Genomic DNA, 21272 nt, shown 5'->3' with positions numbered 1-21272 from the left:
AACACAAGGGGCGATCCATTTAAACGGGTCGCCCCTTTTCACATTGAGAGCGCGCCGAACATGACCAAGCTTCACAAGTGCCAGGAATGCGACAGCCCTATCAGCACCCGCCGCGCGGGGCAGGAATTCTGCAAGCCGGCCTGCCGCCAGACATTCAACAATCGCCGCATGCAGCGCGGGGCCGAACTCTATGATCTGTTCCGGGCGATGCGCCGCGAGCGGGCAGACGCCAAGGGGCTCAACCTCTGGACCGAGATGTGCCGCCTCGAATTGAAATGGCAGATGGATGACGACGCGGCGCGCCCCGGCCGCCGTTCCTACATGCCGCCGACGAAGGCGATCACGATCTTGAAGGACAAGGGATCACTGCCGCGCGGCGAGGTGCTGGTTAAGCCCGTCCGCAGCCGCGCGGCCTAACGTGCGAACTGCTCGCGCTGTTGCTTCTGGCAATCCCGCGTAGCGACGAGCCGGCCGTTCGCCTGCCCCAGCGAGGCCCGGTGACGCGCCAGCGCCACCTTGGACGACATGCCCACTTCGACAGACGGATAGGGGACCGGCTGCGCCAAATCCTCACAATCGCGCGGGATTTGGACGGCCGCCCGCGTCGGGCTATTTTGCGATCCCGCGCAGCCCATCAACGTCGCGCCGGTCGAGAGCATCACCGCAATTCGCAGGACGTTTCGCAAGTTCTTCCTCATAGTCGGAAACCTTCTTGTCGGCCTCGCCGGCCTTTGCCTCGGCATCTGCCCGGAGCTTCGCCGCCACGTCCGCCGATCGCTTTTGCGCGTCGAGTTCCAAATCCTTAAATGCTAGATCAGTCCTCGCCTGGGCGAGCGCCGCGCTTTCGTCGGCTAGGCGATGCCCGACGCAGAGCCCGATCACGAACAGCAGGAGCAGCGCGACCAAGCGGGCGAGCGGCACATAAGCGCCGATCACCGGGAAGCGATCGAGCAGCGGCGCGAAGCCGACAACCAGCGCCGCGACCAAAACGATACCGAGCACCATCAGCGCGAGATCGGACGTCGCGACCGCCCACAACAGCCACGTCATGGATCAATCCTCCCGGAGGCACCACGGCCGTTCGCCCCACATGGCATCCGTGCGGCGGTTGTAGAGGCCCTGAAGAAATTTGCCGTTCGCGTTGACGTACTTCACCATCGCGTCACAGGCTTGCCGCACACGGCCAGCGTTGAGATCGCGCGCTATCGAGGTGCCGCACACTTTCTCCGGGCCGAGGTTCACGGCGAACGAGGCGATCGACGCCTGCCGGTGCGGAGGCATCGTCGGCAGCGACGGGACGCACACAACGACCTTGTCGGCGTATCGCTCCGCGACGTGCGAAAGCGCCTCTTGGCACTGCTCTTTCGTGTACTTGTCGCCTACCTTGAGCCACGGCCAATCGTAATTGGTGATCCCGCCGCATACGGTGACGACGCCGGGCGGGTCGAAAGAGAGGTGAACCGCCGTCAGGTTCATGCCTTCCCAATGCGAAACGAGCACGCCGGCCAGGACCGCGCCCGCCGCCGACAAACCTACGTGCCTTTTGGTGATAGCCATTATTCAGCCCCCGGCTGCTTGAGCACGCGCGCGAGACCGAACGCCGCAGACAAGACGACGCCCCCGAGCACGTAAAATGTGGTTGGAAGTTTTTCCGCGAGCGCAGGCCAAACCATGATGGCCCCGCCGACCGCGCTCCAGAATAGTCCGCTGCCGATCGCAACGCGCACCGACCAGAGGCGGTGCCAAGCATCATCGATCAATCGGAGTTTCATGGGTGCGGCCTCGTCTGAGGGCCGCACCATGCCCCGGCAAAAGTTGCCGGCTAAAACCTACGGGATGTGGTTGAGCCCACCCGCCAGGATGAACTTTGCGGCGGCAGCGACGAACAGCGCGACGGCGAGCCAGATCAGTTTGGAGAGGTGTCCGTTCAAGCGGTCAACGCTGCTCTCGATCCGGATCAAGGCTGCCGAGATATGAGGCTGCTGCGCTTCGAGGGTGACGACGCGCTCTTTCATGTCGTTCAGTCTCCCGTGCAGCTTTTCGATTTCCGCTCGCGTGACTTCATCCATGGTAACGTGCCCAGCCTCGATTTAGTTTCCTGGATCGCTTTTATGGCCGGATGGTTGGCTTTGCGTCATCACGCCATTTCATAGACGATGGTCCCAGACACCTTCCGCCCGGCTGCGATGAACGATCCACCGGATGCGGCCCGGATGTAGACGTTCGTTGCGTCGTTCACAGTCGGATTGATAGCCGCCGTCCCGGCAGCGGCAGCGGTGTCGTACTCGTAGCAGGCCCCGACGAAGTTCTTACCCGCCTTTGCAGGGAATGGCAGACCCAACTTGATCGCCTGCGCCGCGCTTCCCACGGTCGTGATCTGGATATCAAACGTCAACGTCACCGTTTTACCCGTCCGCAGATAGCTCGCCGTGCACGGGCCAAGCGAGCCGAAGGCCCCAGCCTGCGCGGCAACGGCCGGAGCAGCGATCGCGGTCCATGCCGCCGTGTCACCGTCAACAACAACCTGTGACGCGCCACCGTTAAGACCCTGATAGCCCTGCAAGCAGTTGATGCCCCACGACTGAAGGTCGGTCGTGAATTGCGCCAAAGTGTTGGCGACGGCGTTGATGTTCCATTGCGTGCGCACGACAGTCGGCGAGAAGAACGAATTGCCGAGCACGATCACGCGACCGGGGAAAGTGCTTTCGCACTGGATCGCACCGCCAATAACATCAGTCATGATCGGGCCACGGCAACCCGTGAACATGATGCAGCCACGGGCCGGAGATGCCGCGCCAGCAGCGGAAGTTGCCGCGAGAAGATTGGCGCACTCGATAATCGCGTCGTGGACACAGAGAACGCCGTACTGTGGGCCGGGCGTGAGCGCGCTGTTGCACCCGCTGACGCGCGTGAGCGTGCCCGTTGCGACCTCAGTGTTCAACAGCTCGCCGGCGGTGATGTTCACAGTAGCGCCGATGGCCTCAACACCGGTATTGCTAAGAGCATTCCATGCACCGCTGCCGCCCGTGCCGTACGATGACAGAAGGGTCGAGCCGATGAAGTTGATGACCGTCTGAGTGCCGATCGCGCGGACGATGCCAGGGCAGGAGTAGGTATGGCCGCCGAAGATGTTGATTTCTGAAACCGTGGCATCGGGAAACGCAAGGCTGCCCCAACCCCACGCGATGGGGGCATTGTGTACCCTCACGTTCTTTAGATCGAAGAACGAACAGGTCTTTCCAATCGCGTTGGTGTAGCCGTGCAGAGCGTAAGTGTAATTGGTGTTCTTCTGCACATCGATGATGAGATAGTCAAAAACAGAAATGTCTTGGCAGTTCACAAATTCAAGCACGGCGTCCGTAGCTGACGACGCTATGCCGCGAATGATACCACGGCCGAAGCGAAGCCCGTTGATATCGGTCAGCAAAATGCGCGAGGCCGCAAATGCTGCACCGTCGAGGTCAACCGGAACGTTGTTCGCGTTGCCCCAAGTGAGAGCGGCCAAGATCGCTGCGCTCGCGTCGCTACCGTCGTCCTTGGCTCCAAAGACTTTCGCAGAGACCGGGCCGATCAGCTTCCAGCGCCCGCCGTCAGCAGCAACGATGATGGTGCCGCCGTTGTCCGCCGACGCGGTATCAGCCGGGTCGTAGTAATATTGCCGCGTACGGCAATCACCAATCGCATAGTAGCCGTGGACAAGCGCGCGCTGGCTCACGACCTTGCTAACAGCCCTGAGCGCGGCGATCGTGTTGCAATTCGTCAGCGTCGTGGCTGCTGCGGCCGTGGCTGACGTGGCGGCGTTGGACGCCGATGTCGCGGCGGCCGTGGCGCTATTGCCCGCGTTCGTGGCCGAAGTCGCAGCGGCGCTAGCCGATGCAGCCGCAGCGGTGGCATTATCGGCAGCGTGAACGATCGCGTTGAGGTTGGTCGTGATCGTATCAGCGACGCCCGCAACCTCCTGGACCTGACTGCCGATCCCGGCGACAACATCAATGTTGTCGATATGGTTCAAGAGCGTTTGGACATCGCCGATCAGGACTTCCAGGGCTTCCGCATCTGACGACACTGGCAGCACAAGGGCACGATCGAGCCGTTCGCTTAACTGCTGATCCCGCATGGCGGCGAGATCAAACCCGGCCTCAATCGTTTCGGCGAAGTAAGGCCCCTGATTTTCCAGGTCGGTTTCCTGCGTAAACGGAACGTTCCTCAGAATGGAAATCGTCTGCGCTGCCGTTGGGGCAACGGTCGTCGTGATCGAGCCGCCGCCAGCATCTCCAACGCCGGACACCGAATAGTCCGCGCCGAGTGTCAGAACTGTTTCGATGCCGGCCTGCGCCCTGATGACTGAGACGTGGGCCTGATCCAGAATGCGGAATTCATAGTCAAAAACAGTGGTAACGCCGTTCCCGGTATAGGGGCCGGATCGGTTCACTTCGCTCGCAACAGTCATGTCATCCCGCCGATTTCTGAGATCGGCGGGACGATGCGAGGGGAACGGTTACTTCTTAAACTTGCCGAATACGTACTCCAGCGGCGACACCTGCTCGCCTTCCGATTGACGCCACCCGGCATCAACGACGCGGTTGGCAAAGACCGATGGGAACCCAGTAGCCGTACCGGCAGCGTTGACGATCGACTTGACGAGAGCCTTATCGACCTCACCCTTGGCCGCCTCTTTGGCGGGCTTCGCAAGGTCCTCGACGATCGAGCCATAGGCCCCGCCGCCGCTGTGGCCTTGGAGCGCCGACACGCCGTCGCGGATGAACGGCAGAGTGCCGAGCACCGAAAACGCGGTGTTCTTCGCGAGCCATGCCAGCCAGCTTTCATCATCGCCGCCGTCGCCTTGGCTTGGCAACTGCCCCTTGACCGCCGCACCGACAAGCGCCTCAAGGACGAACAGCAACGTCATGTCGAGTGTCCAGCTCGCCGCCTCCTGGGCCGACTTCGCGGACACACCCTCGTCCCGGATGGTGCGCGAGGCCGTTGCCGTTCGCTCATAGGCCACGTTGAACTTGGCAAACATGTAGCTGCCGAGCGTCGTGAACAACTTCACGATTTCGCTTTGCCTATGCGTCGATGACAGCGAACCGCGCTCGACGCCTGACCGATCGATGAACAGGCCCGACGCCTGTGCGCGCTTCACCAGGCCGTCCGCGTGCGCAACCGCCTGAGCCTCATCGTTACCGAACTTCCGCAAGCCCTGCTCATAGCCGGCGATCCACGTCGGAACGTCCGCGAAGTGCCATTGCACCTTCTGCATCAGCCAGAACGACAGCGGCCCCCAGATGTTGCGCTTAAACTCCTGGAGCTTTGAAGCCGTCATTCCGTTGCGCGGATCGCTGTAGAAGTCCATCACGTCTTTGTTGAACGTGGTCTGGCGGGCCGCCATGAACGGCGACTTGGCCGCGACCGCCGCCGCTGCTGCGGCCGGGTTGCGCGCCGCCTTCATGATGCCGATCGCCATATCCTTCTTGCCGACGACGACGAAGGACTGCGCCACGCCCGTCACCTGGAGCAGCGCGTTCGAGATATTGAACGCCAGCTTGGCCGCTGTGAAGTTGGACTTGAGCCCGCGCAGCACCGAGCCGACCGGGCTGGTTGCGCCAAGCTCGCCCTCAGCCGCGTCCTTGAGCCACGCTTGCAGCGCGTCGAAGTCGGCCGAGCGGCCGGCGTCATCGAGCGCGCCACGAACCCGGCCGTCCTGGATCAGCCGCCACGCGTTGGCGACGGGCTCGCTCATCTCCAGGTCATAGATCACCTGATTGACGTGACGATGCATCACCGCCATGTCGAGATCAATCGAGCCGTCGCCGGCCGCTGCGCGTTCTTTCAAATGCCCGTTCCGCGTCTGAGCCTTACCGAACCGGCCGGCCTGGAGCGACTGCGCAATATCGACCGTCTCGCGATCCGCCGCCGTAGAGCTCAACCGGGTATCGTACTTGATCGGGTAATAGCCGCCGCTCAACTGCTTGCCACCGATCGAGACCGGCGACGCCTCGACCCAGGCCGGTTCAACGCCCGTCGCGCGCCGCTCGCGGGCGGCGATATCGCCCTTGAACGTGCCAATGTAGTCCCACACGGATTGAATGAAATCCGCATCGCGCGCGTCCAACGTGCCGAGGATCGCGTTCACCTGATCCGCCGTAAACGGCCGGCGCTGGCGCGGATCGGTCAAGCGGGTCAAGTTCCCATCATTGCCGGTGTTGAGCGCGACCGCGATCCGTTCCCATTTCGACAGCGCAAAGCCGAGTTCAGGCATGTGCTCGCGGACTGCCATCGCCCGCCGCTCCTCCTTGGAATAGACCGAATAGAGCCCTTCCAGCGCCTTCGCTGCATCCTGCTTGCGAACGATCAGGCGGTTTTGCGCCTCGTCGATCGGGGCCTTGATCGCCTGATAGGCCGCGCCCTGGTCGGTGAACCCATCGATCGACCGGAGTAACGTCGTCGCGTTCAGGACGCTATCGAGATACGCGCGCGCGAGGTTGCGCGCCTGCTCGCCCTTGGTCCTCACCGCGCCGGGCGGACGCTTCGGCAGGTTCTTGTCGATCGCCGCCGCAATGCTTTCGGCCGCCGCCGAGAACTCGCGCTCGTGCTGCGCATCGATCAGCTTGTCCCAGCGCAACGCGATGTGCTCCAGGTTCTTCAAGCTATCGACCACGCCGCGCAGCTCCTCGACCGGCAGGGTCTTGTAGGGCTTCCGGACTGCATCGGCGAGCACGCTTTCCGGGATTGCCAGTTCGTTTTCGCGGCCGGCCGCGATCATCGTGGCGACGAACGCATTGAGCGATCCGCGCCGCTGTTCGGCCGCGCCGCTCATCTGGCGGAAATCGTAGCGGTCAAGCAGCTCATCGATCGCGCCGAGGTAATCGACCTGTGCGTTATCGCGCCGGCCAGCGCCCGCGATCCGCTCGCGGTGCGACTTCTTGCCGAGCTTGTCAACGAACCGTTCCGCCTTCTCGACCTCGTCGGCGACCTTGCGGGCCTCCGAATAGAACGCGTGGTTGAGCAATTGCCGCCGCTTGGCATCGATCAGCTTGGCGACCATCTCGTTATAGCCGAGGCTGGTAGCCGTCCGCGCACCACCCTTGACCGTCTTGGCCTGCCCGTCCTTCCCGACAACCTCGCGATCCGGGACCGTGTAGGACGCAATCGAGGTCTCAAACTTGGCGTTGTTGGCATCGATCGCCTCGTTGACCGCATCGACCGAGCCATCCCCCCGGAGCGCGGCGCGCGCCGCCGTGCCAATCTTGCGCCGGGCATTGTCCAGCCAGATTTTTTCTCGAGCCAGGGTCGCACCGAGCCGGGCCGCCTCATCGGCCGCGTTGCGTTCGGCGGCGAGGAAGCGGTTGGCATTCATCGCGTCGCGCACGCGCATACGGCCGATCGTCGCGCGCGCTGTGGCGCGGGCCTCCTTCATGGTCATCGCCTTGCCCGTGCCGGCGACATCGACCACGGCTTTCAGCTCTGCGGCTATCCACATGCCGCGCTTGTCGGGACCATGGATCGCGTCCAGCGCGTGGGCCTCGACCTCGCCGTCATTGAGCGCATCGCCGTGCCGGTCGCGCATCACGCGGTCGGTTTCGGCGTCGATCGCCTCCTTGCGGCCAAGCGTCTGTTCGAGCGCCTTGACCATTTCGTCGCCAGAGCGGAAGCCGAACCAGCCGGCCGCCTCATCCGGGTCTAGACCGCCTTCCACGGTGTAGACCGTCTGTTTCCCGCGCGGCAGGGTCTTGAGCACGCCGTCGCCGTAGCGCTCGACCAGGGCGTCCTTTGACAGCCGGATATCGGGCATCGCCTCCGGCTGGCCTTCCCCGAGCCAGCGACGATTGCCCATCCACTCCAGCGCGCGGAACACGGGATAGGAATTCACGTCGCGCTCGACCTCAGCGCGGACGGCTTTGCGCTCCTCTTTGAACCATTTTTCCTGTTGCCGTTTAATCGGGGCCATTGTCTCGCGCAGGAGCCGGGCCTTGGCGTCCTCTTGCGCCTGATCCCTCAGCTTGAGGAAAGCCGCATACTGATCGTCCGTGAGACCCATCTGTTCGGCCGTCGCGAACACCGGGCCGGCGTCGCCGGTTTCTGCCGTCGCCTTGGCAATCTCATCGTCCGACGCAATCATGCGATCGAACACGCCACGGATATCGTCCGACACCGTGACGTTGAGATTGGTCAACCGCCGATAGACCGAGATCAGCCATGCGCGGAACTTCTCGAACGCCGAGCGCAGATCGGCGGACGGGGCTTTGCCGTCCATCAGGTAGCCCTCGAACGCGCGCGCCCACTGCTCTTGCATGCCGACATCAATCGCGGCGTCCTTCATGACGTCGCCCGTGGTGCCGTTGGCGAGCGCGGCCTTGACGTCATCGGCCGTCACCGCCACGTCAGGCATCACCCGCGCGGCATCCTTGGCGACGTCGGCGGCGTTCGCGCCCCACCATTCCTTGACCGTGGCAAAGTCCGCCGACGCCCCGTCCTCGCCGCGCGCGGCCATGTCCTGGATCACCGTCAGGAAGTAGTGACCGCTTTCGTGCAGCATGGTCGAAAGGTCCGCCGTCTGGAAAAGACGAATGACCGTGTCGCCATTGCCGACACCGGCAGCGGGGAACTGGATCACGCCGCGCGGGCCAGGGCCGCCGGACTGTTCGTATGACGTGACCGCAACGCGGCTATCGTCATAGATCACATAGTTATAGGAGCCGCGATTTTTCTCCTCCATGAAGGCGCGGGCTTCCGCCTCAGTCTCGAACGTGCGCGCATTCGCGCCGCCGAACTGCTTGACGCGCCATTTCCCGGTAGTGTTTTCGTCCGGCGTCTGCATGGTCCATTGCTGGGCATTGCGCGAACCGCCATCAAGGAAGCGATGGCCGGGGATGCCGGCAGCGGCTAGGAACGCAGACGCTTGGCGATCCCCACCCAATTCGGCAGACTTGCGCTGATAAAACTGTTCGCCGGTTTCGGATGTGAAGGAACGAGCGGCGTCCATCGCACGTTCTAGATCGCCATATCCAGGCATCTCGTTGAGAGGCACACCCCGCCGTTCAGCCTCGCGAGCCAAGGCCGCCTCTGCATCCAAGTCGCGAACGACCACGCCCAACTTTTCGCGGACGCCTTTCGGCTGCTCACTCAGCGGCGCATCCCACGCCATCAACTCGCTATCGTCTGGAACCTCGACCTGGAACAGCCGGCCGTTATCGATGCGCATCCCGGCCTCGACCAGCTTGTCAAGCATCTCGACCGCTTGCCCGTAGGCTTTCCCCACCTCGTTCGCTTCCGATCGCGGAACGTGCGTCGCGATCAATTCATCCGGCCGGTTCTCCTGCTGCTCGACCAAATACCGCCGCGCGGCGTCGATCACAGTTTCGCCGGGCCGCGTCTCATCGTTGTTGTTGAAGGCGTCAAGGACTAGCTCGCTGATCAGTTTCGATTGGGTTAGCCGGTTCACGGCTGGCGACGTTTCGACGTCGATCCCAAGCCGATCGACCTCAGCGCCGAGAACGTCGATCAAGTTTTCCATGTCGCCGATCGTGATAATCGGCTGGCGCGTTCCATCAGGGAACACCAAGGCATTGCCGGCGAGCTTGTTGCGATACCATTCAGCTACCGACTTCTTGCCGGCGAAGTAGAGGCCCCATCCGAACGCCTGCGCACCTTCGCCGCTCCCAATGTGGCCGGTGCTGAATTTATCGAACAGGTGCGGCGTGCCGTGATAGGCCGATTGCGCATACTGCCGCGCGCCATCGATCGCCTGCCGGATCGTCGCGTCATCGTCCTGGAGCGTGACGCCGAGGCCGGAAAGATACTGCTCGATTTCGTCGAGCTGGGCATTGCGCGCGACGGCCGGGTCCGCTTCTTCCGTCGCCGAATACTGCGCTTCACCGCGCAGCTCGCGGTCGATCGCCTCGAACAGCGGCCGGATGATATCCGGCACCTCGCGGCCTTCCGCGATGGCCGTCCGGTATTCGTTGGCAACCGGATCGTCCGCCAGGAAGCCCGCATCGATCGCCGCGCGCGCGACCTCGTCGGGGCTGTGCTTCTTGCCGCCGTCGCCGCCGAGCATGTCGCGCGCGCCCGCGACAAAGCCCTTGCGCGCCAGCTTGAGCGACTTCTTGCCCTTGCCGCGCGAGACCGTTTCCGCGTTGCGAGCCTTCAACTCGCCGCCGACGTCGTTGATCCCGCCGTGCTTGTCGATGAACTCCAGGAGCGTTTGCCGATTGTCCTTCACGGTCTTTCGGGAGCGCGCTTCCGCAAGCGTCCGGTTCAGATCGTCGGCCGTCTTGTACTGGATGCCTTCCGGGATATCGCCCGCGACCTGGGGCAGCGGATAGCGCTGCATGAACTCCTCGGTCGTGAGCCCCGAGCGTTCCGCCATCACCCGATAGAACGCCGGGTAAAGCATCGCTTCCGTGGTCGCGACGTCGGTCGATCGACCGGCAGAGCGCAGGCGGGACACCATCGTGTCATAGATTTCCTGCTCGAACGAACGCAGTTGCTCGCCCTCGACGCGGACGCGCTCCGCGACCTCGTGGGCCTCTTGCATCGCCTCTTGCGCGCGTTCGTTGAATTGCTGCGCCTCGACCGCCGTAAACTGATCGGGGTCGAACCGCATGTTGTCCATCAGGAACGCGTCATGCTCCGAGCCGGCAATCCTCGCCGCATAGGTCGCGGTCGGGATTTGAAGATCCCCGCCGCCCGCAAGCGCCGCGTCGAGATCGTCACGCGAGACGCCTTCCAGCTCATCGACCAGGGCGTGAGGATCGACGCCGATCCCCTGGAAATACTGCACAAACTGATCAGCCGGGACATAGACGTTTTCGACCGGCCCGTTCGCGGTCGCGGCCTCGACGAACTGGCGGAATTTGTCCGGCATCCGGTTGCGCAGAACCGAGGACTGCGCTTGGCCGGACAGCGCCTCGAACATCGCGCGCCGATCGCCGGCCTCTTTCGCCTTGCGCGCCATCTCCATGACGCGCCCGCCGCCCATGCCCGCGACCTCGACCGGTGCGCCGGCAAACTCGGCAAATCCCTCCATCAGGATATCGCCCAGGCTGATCGGCTGGCCGGCCGCAATCTGGCCGCCCGCCTCGCCGGCCGCGCCCATGGCGGCTTGCGTGATCGATTGCAAGATCATGTTGCCGACGTGCGACTGCACGAGGGCCTTGCCGGCGACGCCGCCCGAAAGTCCATCCATCAGACCGACGACGAGCCCGCGCGCGTCACCGCGCTTGATCGCCTCGCGCATCAGCGCAGGATCGCCGACAGCCTTTGCCGCGCCTTCCGGCGTCGCGATGTCGATGCCCTTCTCGCGGAAGAAGTCGGCCGGCGCGCTGCCCTTTTCGGTTAAGGCCGAGTTAACGCCCATGAACGTCGCACCGGCCGCAGGGCTCCGCGTCACGACGCCGACGCCGATCGCCGCCGCCATCGACGGGAGGCTTTCGGCCGCCGTCTCGCCGACGAACGCCATGAAAGGGCCGGGATGCTCCGCAATCACGCGCATGAACGAGCCGAAGTCGTTGGACTTGGCCGCCTCGTTCCAATAGTCGCGGCCTTCCGAGCCGGCCGGCGACAGCGGGATTTCGCCGATCCGCTTGTTGATCAAGCCGACTTGCTGCTGATAGTAGGCCGCCGCCTGCTTCTCATCGGTCCCGGTCAACGTGGCGAGCCGCGACGTCAGGAACCGCGTTCCCGCCGACAATAGATCGACCGGGTTGGCAATAGGCTTGTTGGCAATGACAGAGCCGTCCGCGCCACGGATCGCCGTCTGATCCGCCAGGATGTCCGAGAACCCGCGCAATTGGTCCTGCGAACGCTCTGCCGCCGAGTTGGCGAGGAACTGATTGTAGGACTGCGGAACGCGCTGCACGCCCCGGCTAAAGGCGTTCTCGCCCGCGCCGATCGCGGTTTCCCACCAGGACAGCCCATGCAGGTCATCGCGCGCGACGGCGGCGTTCTCCGGATTGCGGAGCCATTCCGTCAGGCGCGGCGCGCTCGACAGGATCGTCCGGTTCTTCTCGCGCTCGATCGCCTGCTGAAACACCGGCCGATATTCCGACACCATCGGCACGGGCGGGATCGGGTTGCCCGTGACCTTGCCGAACTCGCTCGCAAGGTTCAGATCGCCGGCAACCTCATCGGGGGAACTTTCGACGCTCGACAGGACGGTGCTCGCCGCCTCGATCCCGTTCTGTTGCTGCTTGGCCTTCCACGCCGTATAGTCCGCGATCGTATCCATGCAAGGGGCTTCCTGTGAACTCTAATCCGATCAGCCGGGCGCAAATCGCCAGCTGCTTCATCCTCAATATGATCGTCGCGCCCGCCCTCCTCATCACCGCGTTCGTCGCTGTGATTTGGCTCTTGGGCGCGGTCGGGATCATCAACGTCAACGGTTGAGGATGAAATCCTGGTAGCGCTTCGTCACCTCGACCTGACTTGGCTTCCGGCCTAGTTCGCGCTCTAGGTCCGTCGAGATGCCGCGCCGCAGATCAATCGGGATGTCCGAATATTGAACCTGCCCCTCGACCGTCGAATTATCCGGCCGGTTGGCCGCATCGAACGCGAACGTCTTGGGCGAGCCGAACAACCCGCCGCCCGCACCCGGAGGCGTCCAGGTGTTCGAGCCCCACAGCGTGCCCGGCGTCTTGATTACCACCGGCAACAGGAGCCGGTTGATCATCGACTGAATATCGGCTTGCGTCGGCGGCTTGTTCGAGTTGTTGCGTTTAAACTCGTCCATCTGAGCGGACAGCGCGTTGTTGAATTGCGCGATCCGCTTGTTAGCCTCGTCGAGCTGCGAACCCTTCTTCCCGGTTGTCGAGATGCCCACGGCCGCGAGCTGCTGTTCCGCCTGCGAAAATGCCGACGTCAGGCTCAAACCTTCTTCGCGGGCTTTGCGCTGATCGGCCAACGCGGTGGTCTGGAGACCTGACAGTTCCTTGATGTCCGCGCGAGACAGCTTGTCCCGGTAATCGTTGAGATCGACCTTGGAGAAAAACTCCGGGTCCATCGCTGCCGATCGGCGCATGCCATACAGCATTTCCGGATCACTCTCGATGTCGCGGCCCTTGCGCACCGTGTCCATGTAGGACCATGCCGACGACACGGCCGCCATGCCCGCCGCCTGCCGAACCTCCATCGGGATTTGATCCGGCGTCTTGCCCTGGTCGATGTACTGCCAGAGCTGCGCCTTGGCCTGTTGCTCGCTCGCCTGCTGCGCCTTGTGCTGGGTTTCGAGCATGGCGTTGATCCGCTTCCGCGTCAGGTCTTGCACCTGCGGGTCCTTGATCGTCGCGAGATAGCTTTCCATGTCAGTGTAGAACGATTGGACGTCGCGCCCGGCCGCCGTCATGTTGATGCCAAGGACCGCATCGGCCTCCTGGTTTCGGCGCTTCTTGTTGACGCCATCGTTGTCGCTCTGGAGCAAACGGATCGATGCTGCGATCTCGCCCGGCCCGCCCGTGCGGATCGCGTCAGTGACCGACTGCGGCAACGTGCCGTAGTTATACCCGACCGACGTCACGGCGGCCTTAGCCGGCGCGGACATCGCGTCCCACTTGTCTTGCCCGACCGCCGAAATGATCTTGCCCTGCTGCCCCACGATCCGCCGTTGCAGATCGCGCTCTGCATCGACCTGCGTCACGGTCATGCCCGGCTTGACCTCGACCACGCTGCCGTCCTCGCGCGTGATCGTGTCCGAGCCGTAACCGACGCGGAAATGATTGACGTCCCAATAGGGCGCGGTCTTGAACCCCTCGAACCGCCTGATCATGTCGCCAGAGGATGCAACCGGCCGCCCCGGCGAAGCCGCTGGAGCCTTGCCGGCGTACATCTGCTCTTGCTGTTCGTGCAGCGTCTTGGCGTAAGCGCTGGCCTGATCCGGCGTCTCGAACTTGCCGAGGTGCTTTCCCGTTTTCTTGAACTGCGCAACAGCCTCGTCATTCGACAACAACTTGCCGTCATCGCTCACGGTCGGGATCAGAGTTTCTTTCCCGTCGCCGAAGTCGAACGACGCCGACCGGACGGTGCTGATGTCCTTCCCGTTCTGCACGCGCGGACGCTTCGTCAAGTCGATGTTGCCGCGATCCATCAAGCCTGCCGGCGACGGATCGGCCATGAACGCGTCGGTCGGCGCGGCAGTGGTTCGACCAGCAATGAAGTCGGACGCCGCCCGCTGGGACTGTGACTCCTTCAACGGCACCTTGAGCGCGTGATCGAGCGCGTAGCGATCCGCTCCGCTGATGAAATCCGACTTGTCCGCCATGTATTTTTCGGCGGCGATCGGGTCGGTTTGCGCCATCTGGAGCGTGATATTCTTGTGAACGCCCGAGACGAATTCCTTTTCCTTCTGGCCGAGCGTGTCCGCGTCCCAGCCGTGCAGCGCGCCGTTCTGGCGCAGCTCCGCGATACCGGCCGCGAGGTTCTTCGTCACTGCCTGCGGATTTTGAAAGTTCACCAGGGCGTCATCGCCGAACGACTGCAAGCGAGCGGCCGACGCATCGCCCACCCACTGCTTGCGCGCCTGCGCGGTGTGAACGATCGACTGCTGCAAGGTCGATTGCAGCCGCGCTGTTGACGCCGTGTCATAGGCCCGAGCCGCCCCCGGCGTGAGGCCCTGCCCCATCTCCTTGCGCTTCTCGGCCGCTTCCTTCTCGAAATCCGCGCGGCCGTCCACGGCGGCCCGGCCTTCCAGCGTCATGAACCCGCCTTCGCCGAACTGGCGATTGCGCACCCATTCCGCATACTTGTTGTCCGCGTCCTTCGCGCGCGTCACGTCCTCAAGGTGCTGCACCTTGAACAGAGCATCGCTAGCGGTGTCCGCGCCCTTGCCGAGAGCTTCAATCCCGCGCCCGATGTCCGCGCCGAAGCTTTCCGGCGTCGCGCGCACGTCCACGTCCTGCCGAAACTCAGGCCGCAGATCGACGGACGGTTGATATTCAGGAACCTTAACCATGCTTCAACCTCAGTAGTACGAGCCGATTTTCGTCGGATCGCTGGAGCCCGTGTAGGACAGGCCCTTGTAACGGCCATAAGCCTGACTGCCGCCACCCAGGATCGTCGCCCCCGCTTTCAGATACCCGCCCGTTTCGGCGTTGTCCGCCTGCGCCCGCTGCAAGCTCGCGTTCGCTCGCCCGTTTACAGCCTGGACCTTGTAGTCATATGCCTCGCGGTTCGCATTGGTACGGATCGTCAGCGCGTCAATCTCGCCCAACGTGGCGGTATCGACGAGCGTATCCAGCGGCGAGCCAAACGACAGATCAACGCCATTCGCAGCCATGGCGGCCGTCTGCTTGCCGACGATGCCAGAGACCTCTTGCCGCTTTCGCTGTTCGGCGACCGCGCCGCGATCGAGCGCGTCCTTTGCCCGGCGATCCGCGAGAGTCGCGTTCATGTCTTGGATTTGCGCGTTATACCGCCCGGCCGACGCCGCCGCCTGCCCCGACTGCACCGCCCCGGCCGCGCCCAGGATCGTCGAGCCGATCGCTAGGGCCGTCATGATTTCGCACATCGCTTGACCTCAATTCGAATGCCCGGAACGAATGGCCGCGAAACATGACAGGTTCGGAGAACTTGAAGCCAAGCCACCGCAGCCAGCGGATCGAGACAACGTTCCGGTCATCAACGAAATTCCTCAGGACCGCATACCGCCCTAACAGTTGATCGCGCCAACTCACCGAGCGGCGCAGGAACTGGCGGAAATTCATATCAACCGCGTCGGTCCCGAGCAGCCAGGGCGCACCCACTCCGGCAAGTATGTTGAGATCAGCCACGCCGAACATCACCTCTGGCCGGCCGTCAATGATCGCCGTCCATGCCTGCGCAGACTTGCGCAGCGAGTACGCCAAGGCCCAGGCGGGCGACTTGCCGGACCCGGCCGCGACCTCATCGCGATCGGCCTGCCGCATCCGCCGAGCGATCGAGCGGATGTGCGCGGCGCGCGCCGGGACAATCTGGATATCAGCGCCCAACGGTCACGTCCGGCATAATCGCAAGGATGGTCATCGGCAGCGGATCGAACTGCTTCACCCACATGCTGCCCGTGGTGTTCCAGTCCCATGGCGGCGTGATTGTGATGTCGCCGGTATACATCGCGATAGCCTCGTTCCACGCCTCCGTTGATCGCTGGCGATACTCGACCAGATGCTCGCTATCGCGATCACCGTCGTACGGTCCGAGGAAAATTCCGCGCGTGTCCTGAACGCGCAGCGTCACTTCGCTCACGGACTTGTTCCTACCCTGAACCGTGCCCAACCCTTGAACCATGCCTAGGTCGAGGTTCAGGGTTTGCAACGAGGCTTCCATAGGCAGGCCAATATGAGCCTTGGATGCGGCGTTCGGGAGGACGATACCGATCCCCCCTGTCACCGCGCCCACCGTCATATTCCGCACCACGTTGCCGTCAGCGAGCGCAACGACCTGCTGCCCGTTCAAATGATCGAGGCCCGTGAAAATGGTCTTGGGCGCGCCGACGTAGGACAGGCCGCTATCAACAAAGAACGCGTCAGCAATCGTCTCGAACGCACGCGTGTGCAGCCGCTCGATGTAGCGTTTTGAGACGCCGCCGATGGTGCGCTTTACAAGGAAATAGGGAACGTCCTCGTTGCCTTCTCCGATAACAACGACGTCCTCGAACGCCGCATCGTTGCCCGGCCCGCTCTCGTGCCGCGTCCAAGCCCAAACCTCGTGCTCGCGAAGGTAGGTCAGCGACACCAACGAACCATCGTCGAGGATAACCCAGGCGATCGAGTATGGAGCCTGCGCATAGGCCCACGCCTTGATGCTCTTATTCTCGAACAAGTGCCGAGCAAGGATCGTCAAGTCTTTGCCAACAAAGCTGTCCTGAGCAAATTCATAGGAGAAATCGCGCACGACGCCGCCGCTCCGCTGCGCAAACAGTACGGTGTTGCCGACGACGATCGGCTGCACGCGCGCGCAACCGCGATAGCCCTGGTTGTCGATCTTGATCGCGGAAGGCGTGATCGCGTCGGACTGTGATCCGCCCGTGACGATCCACTCCGCGCCGGAGGTGAGAACCATCAAGCCTTTGAGCGCCAACATCGAGCGAACTTCGTTCACCTGCCTCGACTTGATCCGGAACGTCACCGCGTCGCTTGCCTTCGACGGCTGGGAGAAACCGAAATTCTCATAGTTGCCGGACTGAGACATCCAGATTGCTTGCGGGTCATTCAGCGTTGACGCGAGCGCAAGACGCTGCTCAACGAACGTCCCGCATCGCGGATAGTTGCCGAACCCGGCGAACGGATTGCGAGCCTTCTGGGGCGTGTCGGAGGTGTCGGCGACTAGGTTTTCATCGGCAAACGTCGCGCTGTCCGTCCCGCCAATATAGCCGTAGATGCCGTTATCGTACTTGTAGACGATGTACCTGTCCGCTCCCGCAACTGGCGGCCACGAGAGCACGTTATGCCGTCCCGCAAGCGACAGATCGTTGACAGCCGAACCAACCAGCGACGGGAGACTTTCCTCGCCAGTTTCTGCCGAGACCGCCGATATCACGTAAAAATATGTTGATGGTCCGGTGCCGTTGGGGACCACAGTAGGGGCAGAAGGGGCCGCCATGGACGGCACAAACGTCACGGCCGTGATCGTCCAGTTATCATCCGCCAATCGAGCGATCTTGCGGACGGGATAGAGCGGGTGAAAGAGATACATCACATCCGCCTCCTGGATGACAACTAGGTCATCAAGGACGTCATTCGCATACGGCGTTGCGACCTCGTAGGGCACGCCGCCAGAGAGAATAATTCCACCGTTGCGGTAGACGCGGAAGTAAAAGTTACCGAACTCCAAGATGTATGATTGGTCGGTGTTGAACTGGAAGCCGATGACCCGCGCTTCGTCGGCGCTTGTCTTGACCTCGTTGATGAACTGAGTTCCTGCCCTATTTGACGCGCCCCCGTGCGGATGGATGAACAGGTTGATCGCGGTCCTCAGACCGCTTGCATACTTCGCCAGATCGACGCGCGCGCCGAGCGCAGGCGATAGCTCCCCGGCAGTGAAGGACGGTTGATACGTGCGAAGCTCAGCCATCAGCCGCGCCCCGTGACGAACTCAGTGGTGCTGTCGGAAGTCTCGCGGACCTCGTTTGCATCCGCCATTTCGGCCGCGCCTTGCGTCCGCATGGCAAGCTGGAACGCGTCCGCGCGCACCTTTGGATCGCGCGTCAGCGGCATGGCGAGCTTGACCGCGAGATGCCAGGACATCGCCTCGACGAACAAGGGCGGGAACTTCGTGGGATCGACGAGGCGGCAGGTGTAGCGCAAGAATGCCGGCGACAGGTTGCAATAGATCGTTTCGCCCTCCAGCTCGTAAGGGTTCGCGATTTCCTCTTGCAACGTCTGCGGGCACGGATCGACCGTCGAATATTCCCGCCTCAGCCAGCGCACCTGGAGACAGTCGTTCGGTCGCTTGTACGCATAGCACCATGCGCCGAGCTTGTCGTCCGTCAACGCTGCCAGCGATTGCGTCTTGCCTGCGAAGCGCCACGGATAGCCTTGCAGCAGCACATCGCGCGTATGCTCATAGAACTGGTTGCAGGCGCGCGCCTCTGCGGTCGGCTCCGACAGCGCACTGATGCTAGCTTTTCCGAGGTTGGACAGAGCGAGGTTGCAGATCGAGACAATCGAGGCCATTGATCACCCGTTCGGGAACAGGACCGACGCGGCGTCCGGCTCTTTCTTCTTCGGCTCAAGACCGGCTTCGACAATCTCGAACGAGATCGAGCGCCCGCCGCCCTTGCTATCGCTCACGCTCGAAACACGCACGGTCGCCACCATCGACATTTCCGTGCCGACGCGCGGCGCGGCGTCGATGCCGAGCGCTTCCATCTGCTTTTCGTCGAGGTAGAGGCAGGGGTAATATTCGTCGCCGTCGGCATCATCCGGCCTCGGCTTCATGTCGCTATATTTCTGCTTGAGGCTTGCCATCTTGGTCATGCGAGGACCCCCGAAACCGCGTGCACAGGCACGACGAGCATGTTGTTGTAGAGCTTGCGGCCGTCGCCGATCAGAACAGCGCCGAGCATCGGCTGCTCATTGTGGACCGCCTCATCAGCGGCGAGGACATCGACGCCGACCGTACGGATGTTGTTGACGAGCATCAGGCCGCCGCTATCGACGACGCCCATCACTTGCTGGTTGTTGTAGATGGCCGTCCCATCGGGCACGAGACGAATGCCGAGGATGCGCTGATCGTTGTAGATGGCCGCCACAGTCACCCCCGCATAAAGAAGGAAGGGGCGGCGAACCGCCCCATCCGTTTAGTCGGCAACCGGCTTGGGCTCGCCAGGGGCTTCCCAATCGGGCTGCATGCCACCGTTGGCTTTCTGAGCCTGGGCCACCGTCTGAGGTGCTGGGGCGTCATCGAACGGAGCGGGCTTGTTCGCCTCAACGTAAGCGTCGATGATCTTGTCCGCGTCCGGCGCGCGCTTCACTTCCGCGCCGCTGATCTGCGACGCAAGAGCCTTGCGTTCGGCCGCCGAGAGTTCTTCCCAATCGGCGGGAACAACAATCACCGCCTTGACGGGTTCGGCCTCGGCGGCCGCAGATGCCGCAGCCGCGCCAGCCAGGATCACCCAGGACGGGCGGCGCTTGACGTCATCCCAAACGTCGTCCGGGATCGCGAACGCCTCGCCCATCTCGCGAATGGTGTGGGCGAAGTAGCCTTTGGTGGTCGCAATGACCTTCACCATGATTTCAGTCCCTCTACAGTGAGAACGTCAGAGCAACGCGCCGGTTAAGCCGGCGCGCTCTGATTGCCCATGGTGACGCCCGCGGTGATCTTGCCGGTGGTCGGCGCAGTGCCGGTCACGGTGTAGTTCACTCGCATGAAACGCCGGTTGGTGCGCCGAGTGACGTATTCGGGCACGAACACATAACCGGCCTTGAGGTTTGCGAGGACTTCGGTGGTGGTCCACACGGTGGTGACGTTCTGAGTGAACGCGGCGTCATCCGCCACCTGAATAGCGACGGCGAGCGACGTCAGGTTGTTGAAGTCCTCGACCACCTGGATCAGCAGAGGCGTGTTCTTGCCCTTGCCGATGTCGCGGACGACACCGTTGGAGATCGGGCCGAGATCGATGACATTGGTGGACGCAGCAGTGGCGGTGATCGCCTGCGCGTTCGAAAGCAAGTTCTGGAGATCGAAGATCATGAAAGCGTCTTTCGGTTCGGCCTTCCGGCCATCTACGGGAGGAACGGCCCGCCGAAGCGGGCCGGGCCGGTTAGATCGCGACGGAGCCGACGAGCGCTTCCGTGTTGAGGATCGCGTCCGTCTCGCGGATCGGAATGCCGCGATAGGTCTTGACTTCCTTGCCCTCGACAACCGCCTGCGACAGCCCGGTATAGTTCGGGTTGGCCGCGAGCAGCGAACGATCGCTCGACTGCGCGTCGAGGATTTCGAGCACGTCGCGGTTCATGTAAATCGCGATGCGGCTCGACATCCCGTCACGGCGGCGGCTCTGGAGGCGGTAATAAGCCTTGCGCATCAGCGCCCACAGATCGACGGTGCCGGCGATCATATCGGAAACGTCGATGTTCGCGATCCGGGCGTTGTAGCGGAAGTCCTTCACGAACGCGCCGATATGCCAGCGGAACATGGTTTCCTTGGCATAGTACGGGTTGCCGTTCGCATCGAGAACGCGCTGCTCGCCCTTGTCCTCGATCGACACGCCGGCCTTGGTGCCCTTGGGATACAGCAACGAGGTCGCGTGATCACCCCAGGTCACGAACCAGATCGACGTATTGTCCGAACCTACGCCGCCACCGGGGATGACGTGGTTGGCAATGTTCGGCTTGGCCGGGTCGGGCCGGTTCGTGTTGTAGAGCGAATAGCGTGCCGAAAGGCCCTTGAACTTCTCGGGCGTGGTCGCGGTGTCGTGGTAGAAAATGCCGGTCGCCATTTCCTGGTTCATCGCTTCCAGGTAGGGCGAGCTGTCAACCAAGCGCTGCTTGGCCGGATCGGGCGCGAGCGCGAGCAGCCGGCTATCGACGAGCGAGGCGGCTTCCAGGAAGCCGGTCGTGTCGTCAACCTGCTGCATGGTCGCCTTGGACTGCGGCACGCCCTGATAGAGACGGCCCCAGGCGACGGACGGCAGGCCGGTGCGGATCATGTGCCGGTGCACGGCGTCCATGTTGCACTGAGTTGCAATCGCGTCGTCCAAGATCGGGTTTTGCCGATTGAGGATTTCGATAACCGTACCCTCGGCCGATCCCTTATGGGCGTCGATCAGGGTGGGATAGGAGTTGCCGATAGTCGCCATAGTT

The 21272-nt window shown here is 62.9% G+C and carries 17 protein-coding genes; 1 reads left to right on the top strand and 16 read right to left on the bottom strand.

What is annotated here, in order from left to right; genetic code table 11:
* Nucleotides 1–60 precede the first annotated feature (60 nt).
* Nucleotides 61–417, top strand: a complete 357-nt coding sequence (locus AC0L3S_RS04605) for a transcriptional regulator (RefSeq protein ID WP_473278245.1) — start codon at nt 61–63, stop codon at nt 415–417.
* 192 nt (nt 418–609) lie between these two features.
* On the opposite strand, the gene AC0L3S_RS04600 is transcribed toward AC0L3S_RS04605, so the two are convergent.
* The 16 genes from AC0L3S_RS04600 to AC0L3S_RS04525 all read right to left on the bottom strand — a co-directional run bounded on the left by AC0L3S_RS04600 (nt 610) and on the right by AC0L3S_RS04525 (nt 21268).
* Nucleotides 610–1050, bottom strand: coding sequence for a hypothetical protein (locus AC0L3S_RS04600; RefSeq protein WP_473278244.1), 441 nt, complete (start codon nt 1048–1050; stop codon nt 610–612).
* Between the two features lie 3 nt (nt 1051–1053).
* Entirely contained in the window at nt 1054–1557 is a 504-nt protein-coding gene (locus tag AC0L3S_RS04595) for a lysozyme (RefSeq protein ID WP_473278243.1), read from the bottom strand.
* Nucleotides 1557–1772 (bottom strand): DUF7940 domain-containing protein, encoded by a 216-nt coding sequence (locus AC0L3S_RS04590; protein WP_473278242.1) that lies wholly within the window; start codon nt 1770–1772, stop codon nt 1557–1559. Before AC0L3S_RS04590 ends, AC0L3S_RS04595 begins: the two co-directional genes overlap by 1 nt.
* A gap of 57 nt (nt 1773–1829) precedes the next feature.
* On the bottom strand, nt 1830–2015 hold the full coding sequence (locus AC0L3S_RS04585; protein ID WP_473278241.1) for a hypothetical protein: 186 nt from the start codon (nt 2013–2015) through the stop codon (nt 1830–1832).
* Nucleotides 2016–2137: 122 nt separating this feature from the next.
* Nucleotides 2138–4450: a hypothetical protein gene (locus AC0L3S_RS04580; protein ID WP_473278240.1), complete on the bottom strand. Its 2313-nt coding sequence runs from the start codon at nt 4448–4450 to the stop codon at nt 2138–2140.
* Between the two features lie 48 nt (nt 4451–4498).
* Nucleotides 4499–12229: a hypothetical protein gene (locus tag AC0L3S_RS04575; protein WP_473278239.1), complete on the bottom strand. Its 7731-nt coding sequence runs from the start codon at nt 12227–12229 to the stop codon at nt 4499–4501.
* Nucleotides 12230–12376: 147 nt separating this feature from the next.
* Nucleotides 12377–14944 (bottom strand): glycoside hydrolase family protein, encoded by a 2568-nt coding sequence (locus AC0L3S_RS04570; protein ID WP_473278238.1) that lies wholly within the window; start codon nt 14942–14944, stop codon nt 12377–12379.
* A gap of 9 nt (nt 14945–14953) precedes the next feature.
* Nucleotides 14954–15487, bottom strand: a complete 534-nt coding sequence (locus AC0L3S_RS04565; protein WP_473278237.1) for a virion core protein, T7 gp14 family — start codon at nt 15485–15487, stop codon at nt 14954–14956.
* Nucleotides 15399–15959: a hypothetical protein gene (locus AC0L3S_RS04560; RefSeq protein WP_473278236.1), complete on the bottom strand. Its 561-nt coding sequence runs from the start codon at nt 15957–15959 to the stop codon at nt 15399–15401. Before AC0L3S_RS04560 ends, AC0L3S_RS04565 begins: the two co-directional genes overlap by 89 nt.
* Entirely contained in the window at nt 15949–18039 is a 2091-nt protein-coding gene (locus AC0L3S_RS04555; protein WP_473278235.1) for a phage tail protein, read from the bottom strand. The genes AC0L3S_RS04560 and AC0L3S_RS04555 overlap by 11 nt, the downstream gene beginning before the upstream one ends.
* Nucleotides 18039–18641, bottom strand: a complete 603-nt coding sequence (locus tag AC0L3S_RS04550; RefSeq protein ID WP_473278234.1) for a phage connector family protein — start codon at nt 18639–18641, stop codon at nt 18039–18041. Before AC0L3S_RS04550 ends, AC0L3S_RS04555 begins: the two co-directional genes overlap by 1 nt.
* Nucleotides 18642–18644: 3 nt before the next feature.
* Entirely contained in the window at nt 18645–18944 is a 300-nt protein-coding gene (locus AC0L3S_RS04545) for a hypothetical protein (RefSeq protein WP_473278233.1), read from the bottom strand.
* Nucleotides 18941–19219 (bottom strand): hypothetical protein, encoded by a 279-nt coding sequence (locus AC0L3S_RS04540; RefSeq protein WP_473278232.1) that lies wholly within the window; start codon nt 19217–19219, stop codon nt 18941–18943. The genes AC0L3S_RS04545 and AC0L3S_RS04540 overlap by 4 nt, the downstream gene beginning before the upstream one ends.
* Nucleotides 19220–19267: 48 nt before the next feature.
* On the bottom strand, nt 19268–19699 hold the full coding sequence (locus AC0L3S_RS04535) for a hypothetical protein (protein ID WP_473278231.1): 432 nt from the start codon (nt 19697–19699) through the stop codon (nt 19268–19270).
* A 44-nt stretch (nt 19700–19743) separates the two neighbouring features.
* Nucleotides 19744–20160, bottom strand: coding sequence for a Bbp16 family capsid cement protein (locus AC0L3S_RS04530; RefSeq protein WP_473278230.1), 417 nt, complete (start codon nt 20158–20160; stop codon nt 19744–19746).
* A 70-nt stretch (nt 20161–20230) separates the two neighbouring features.
* The gene (locus tag AC0L3S_RS04525; RefSeq protein ID WP_473278229.1) at nt 20231–21268 is read right to left on the bottom strand and encodes a major capsid protein; all 1038 of its coding nucleotides are present in this window, start codon (nt 21266–21268) and stop codon (nt 20231–20233) included.
* Nucleotides 21269–21272: the final 4 nt, after the last annotated feature.

Source organism: Bradyrhizobium sp. Ken01 (genome assembly GCF_055807355.1).
The sequence above is the reverse complement of the archived record's forward strand: the minus strand, read 5'-3'. Positions and strand labels throughout refer to the sequence as shown.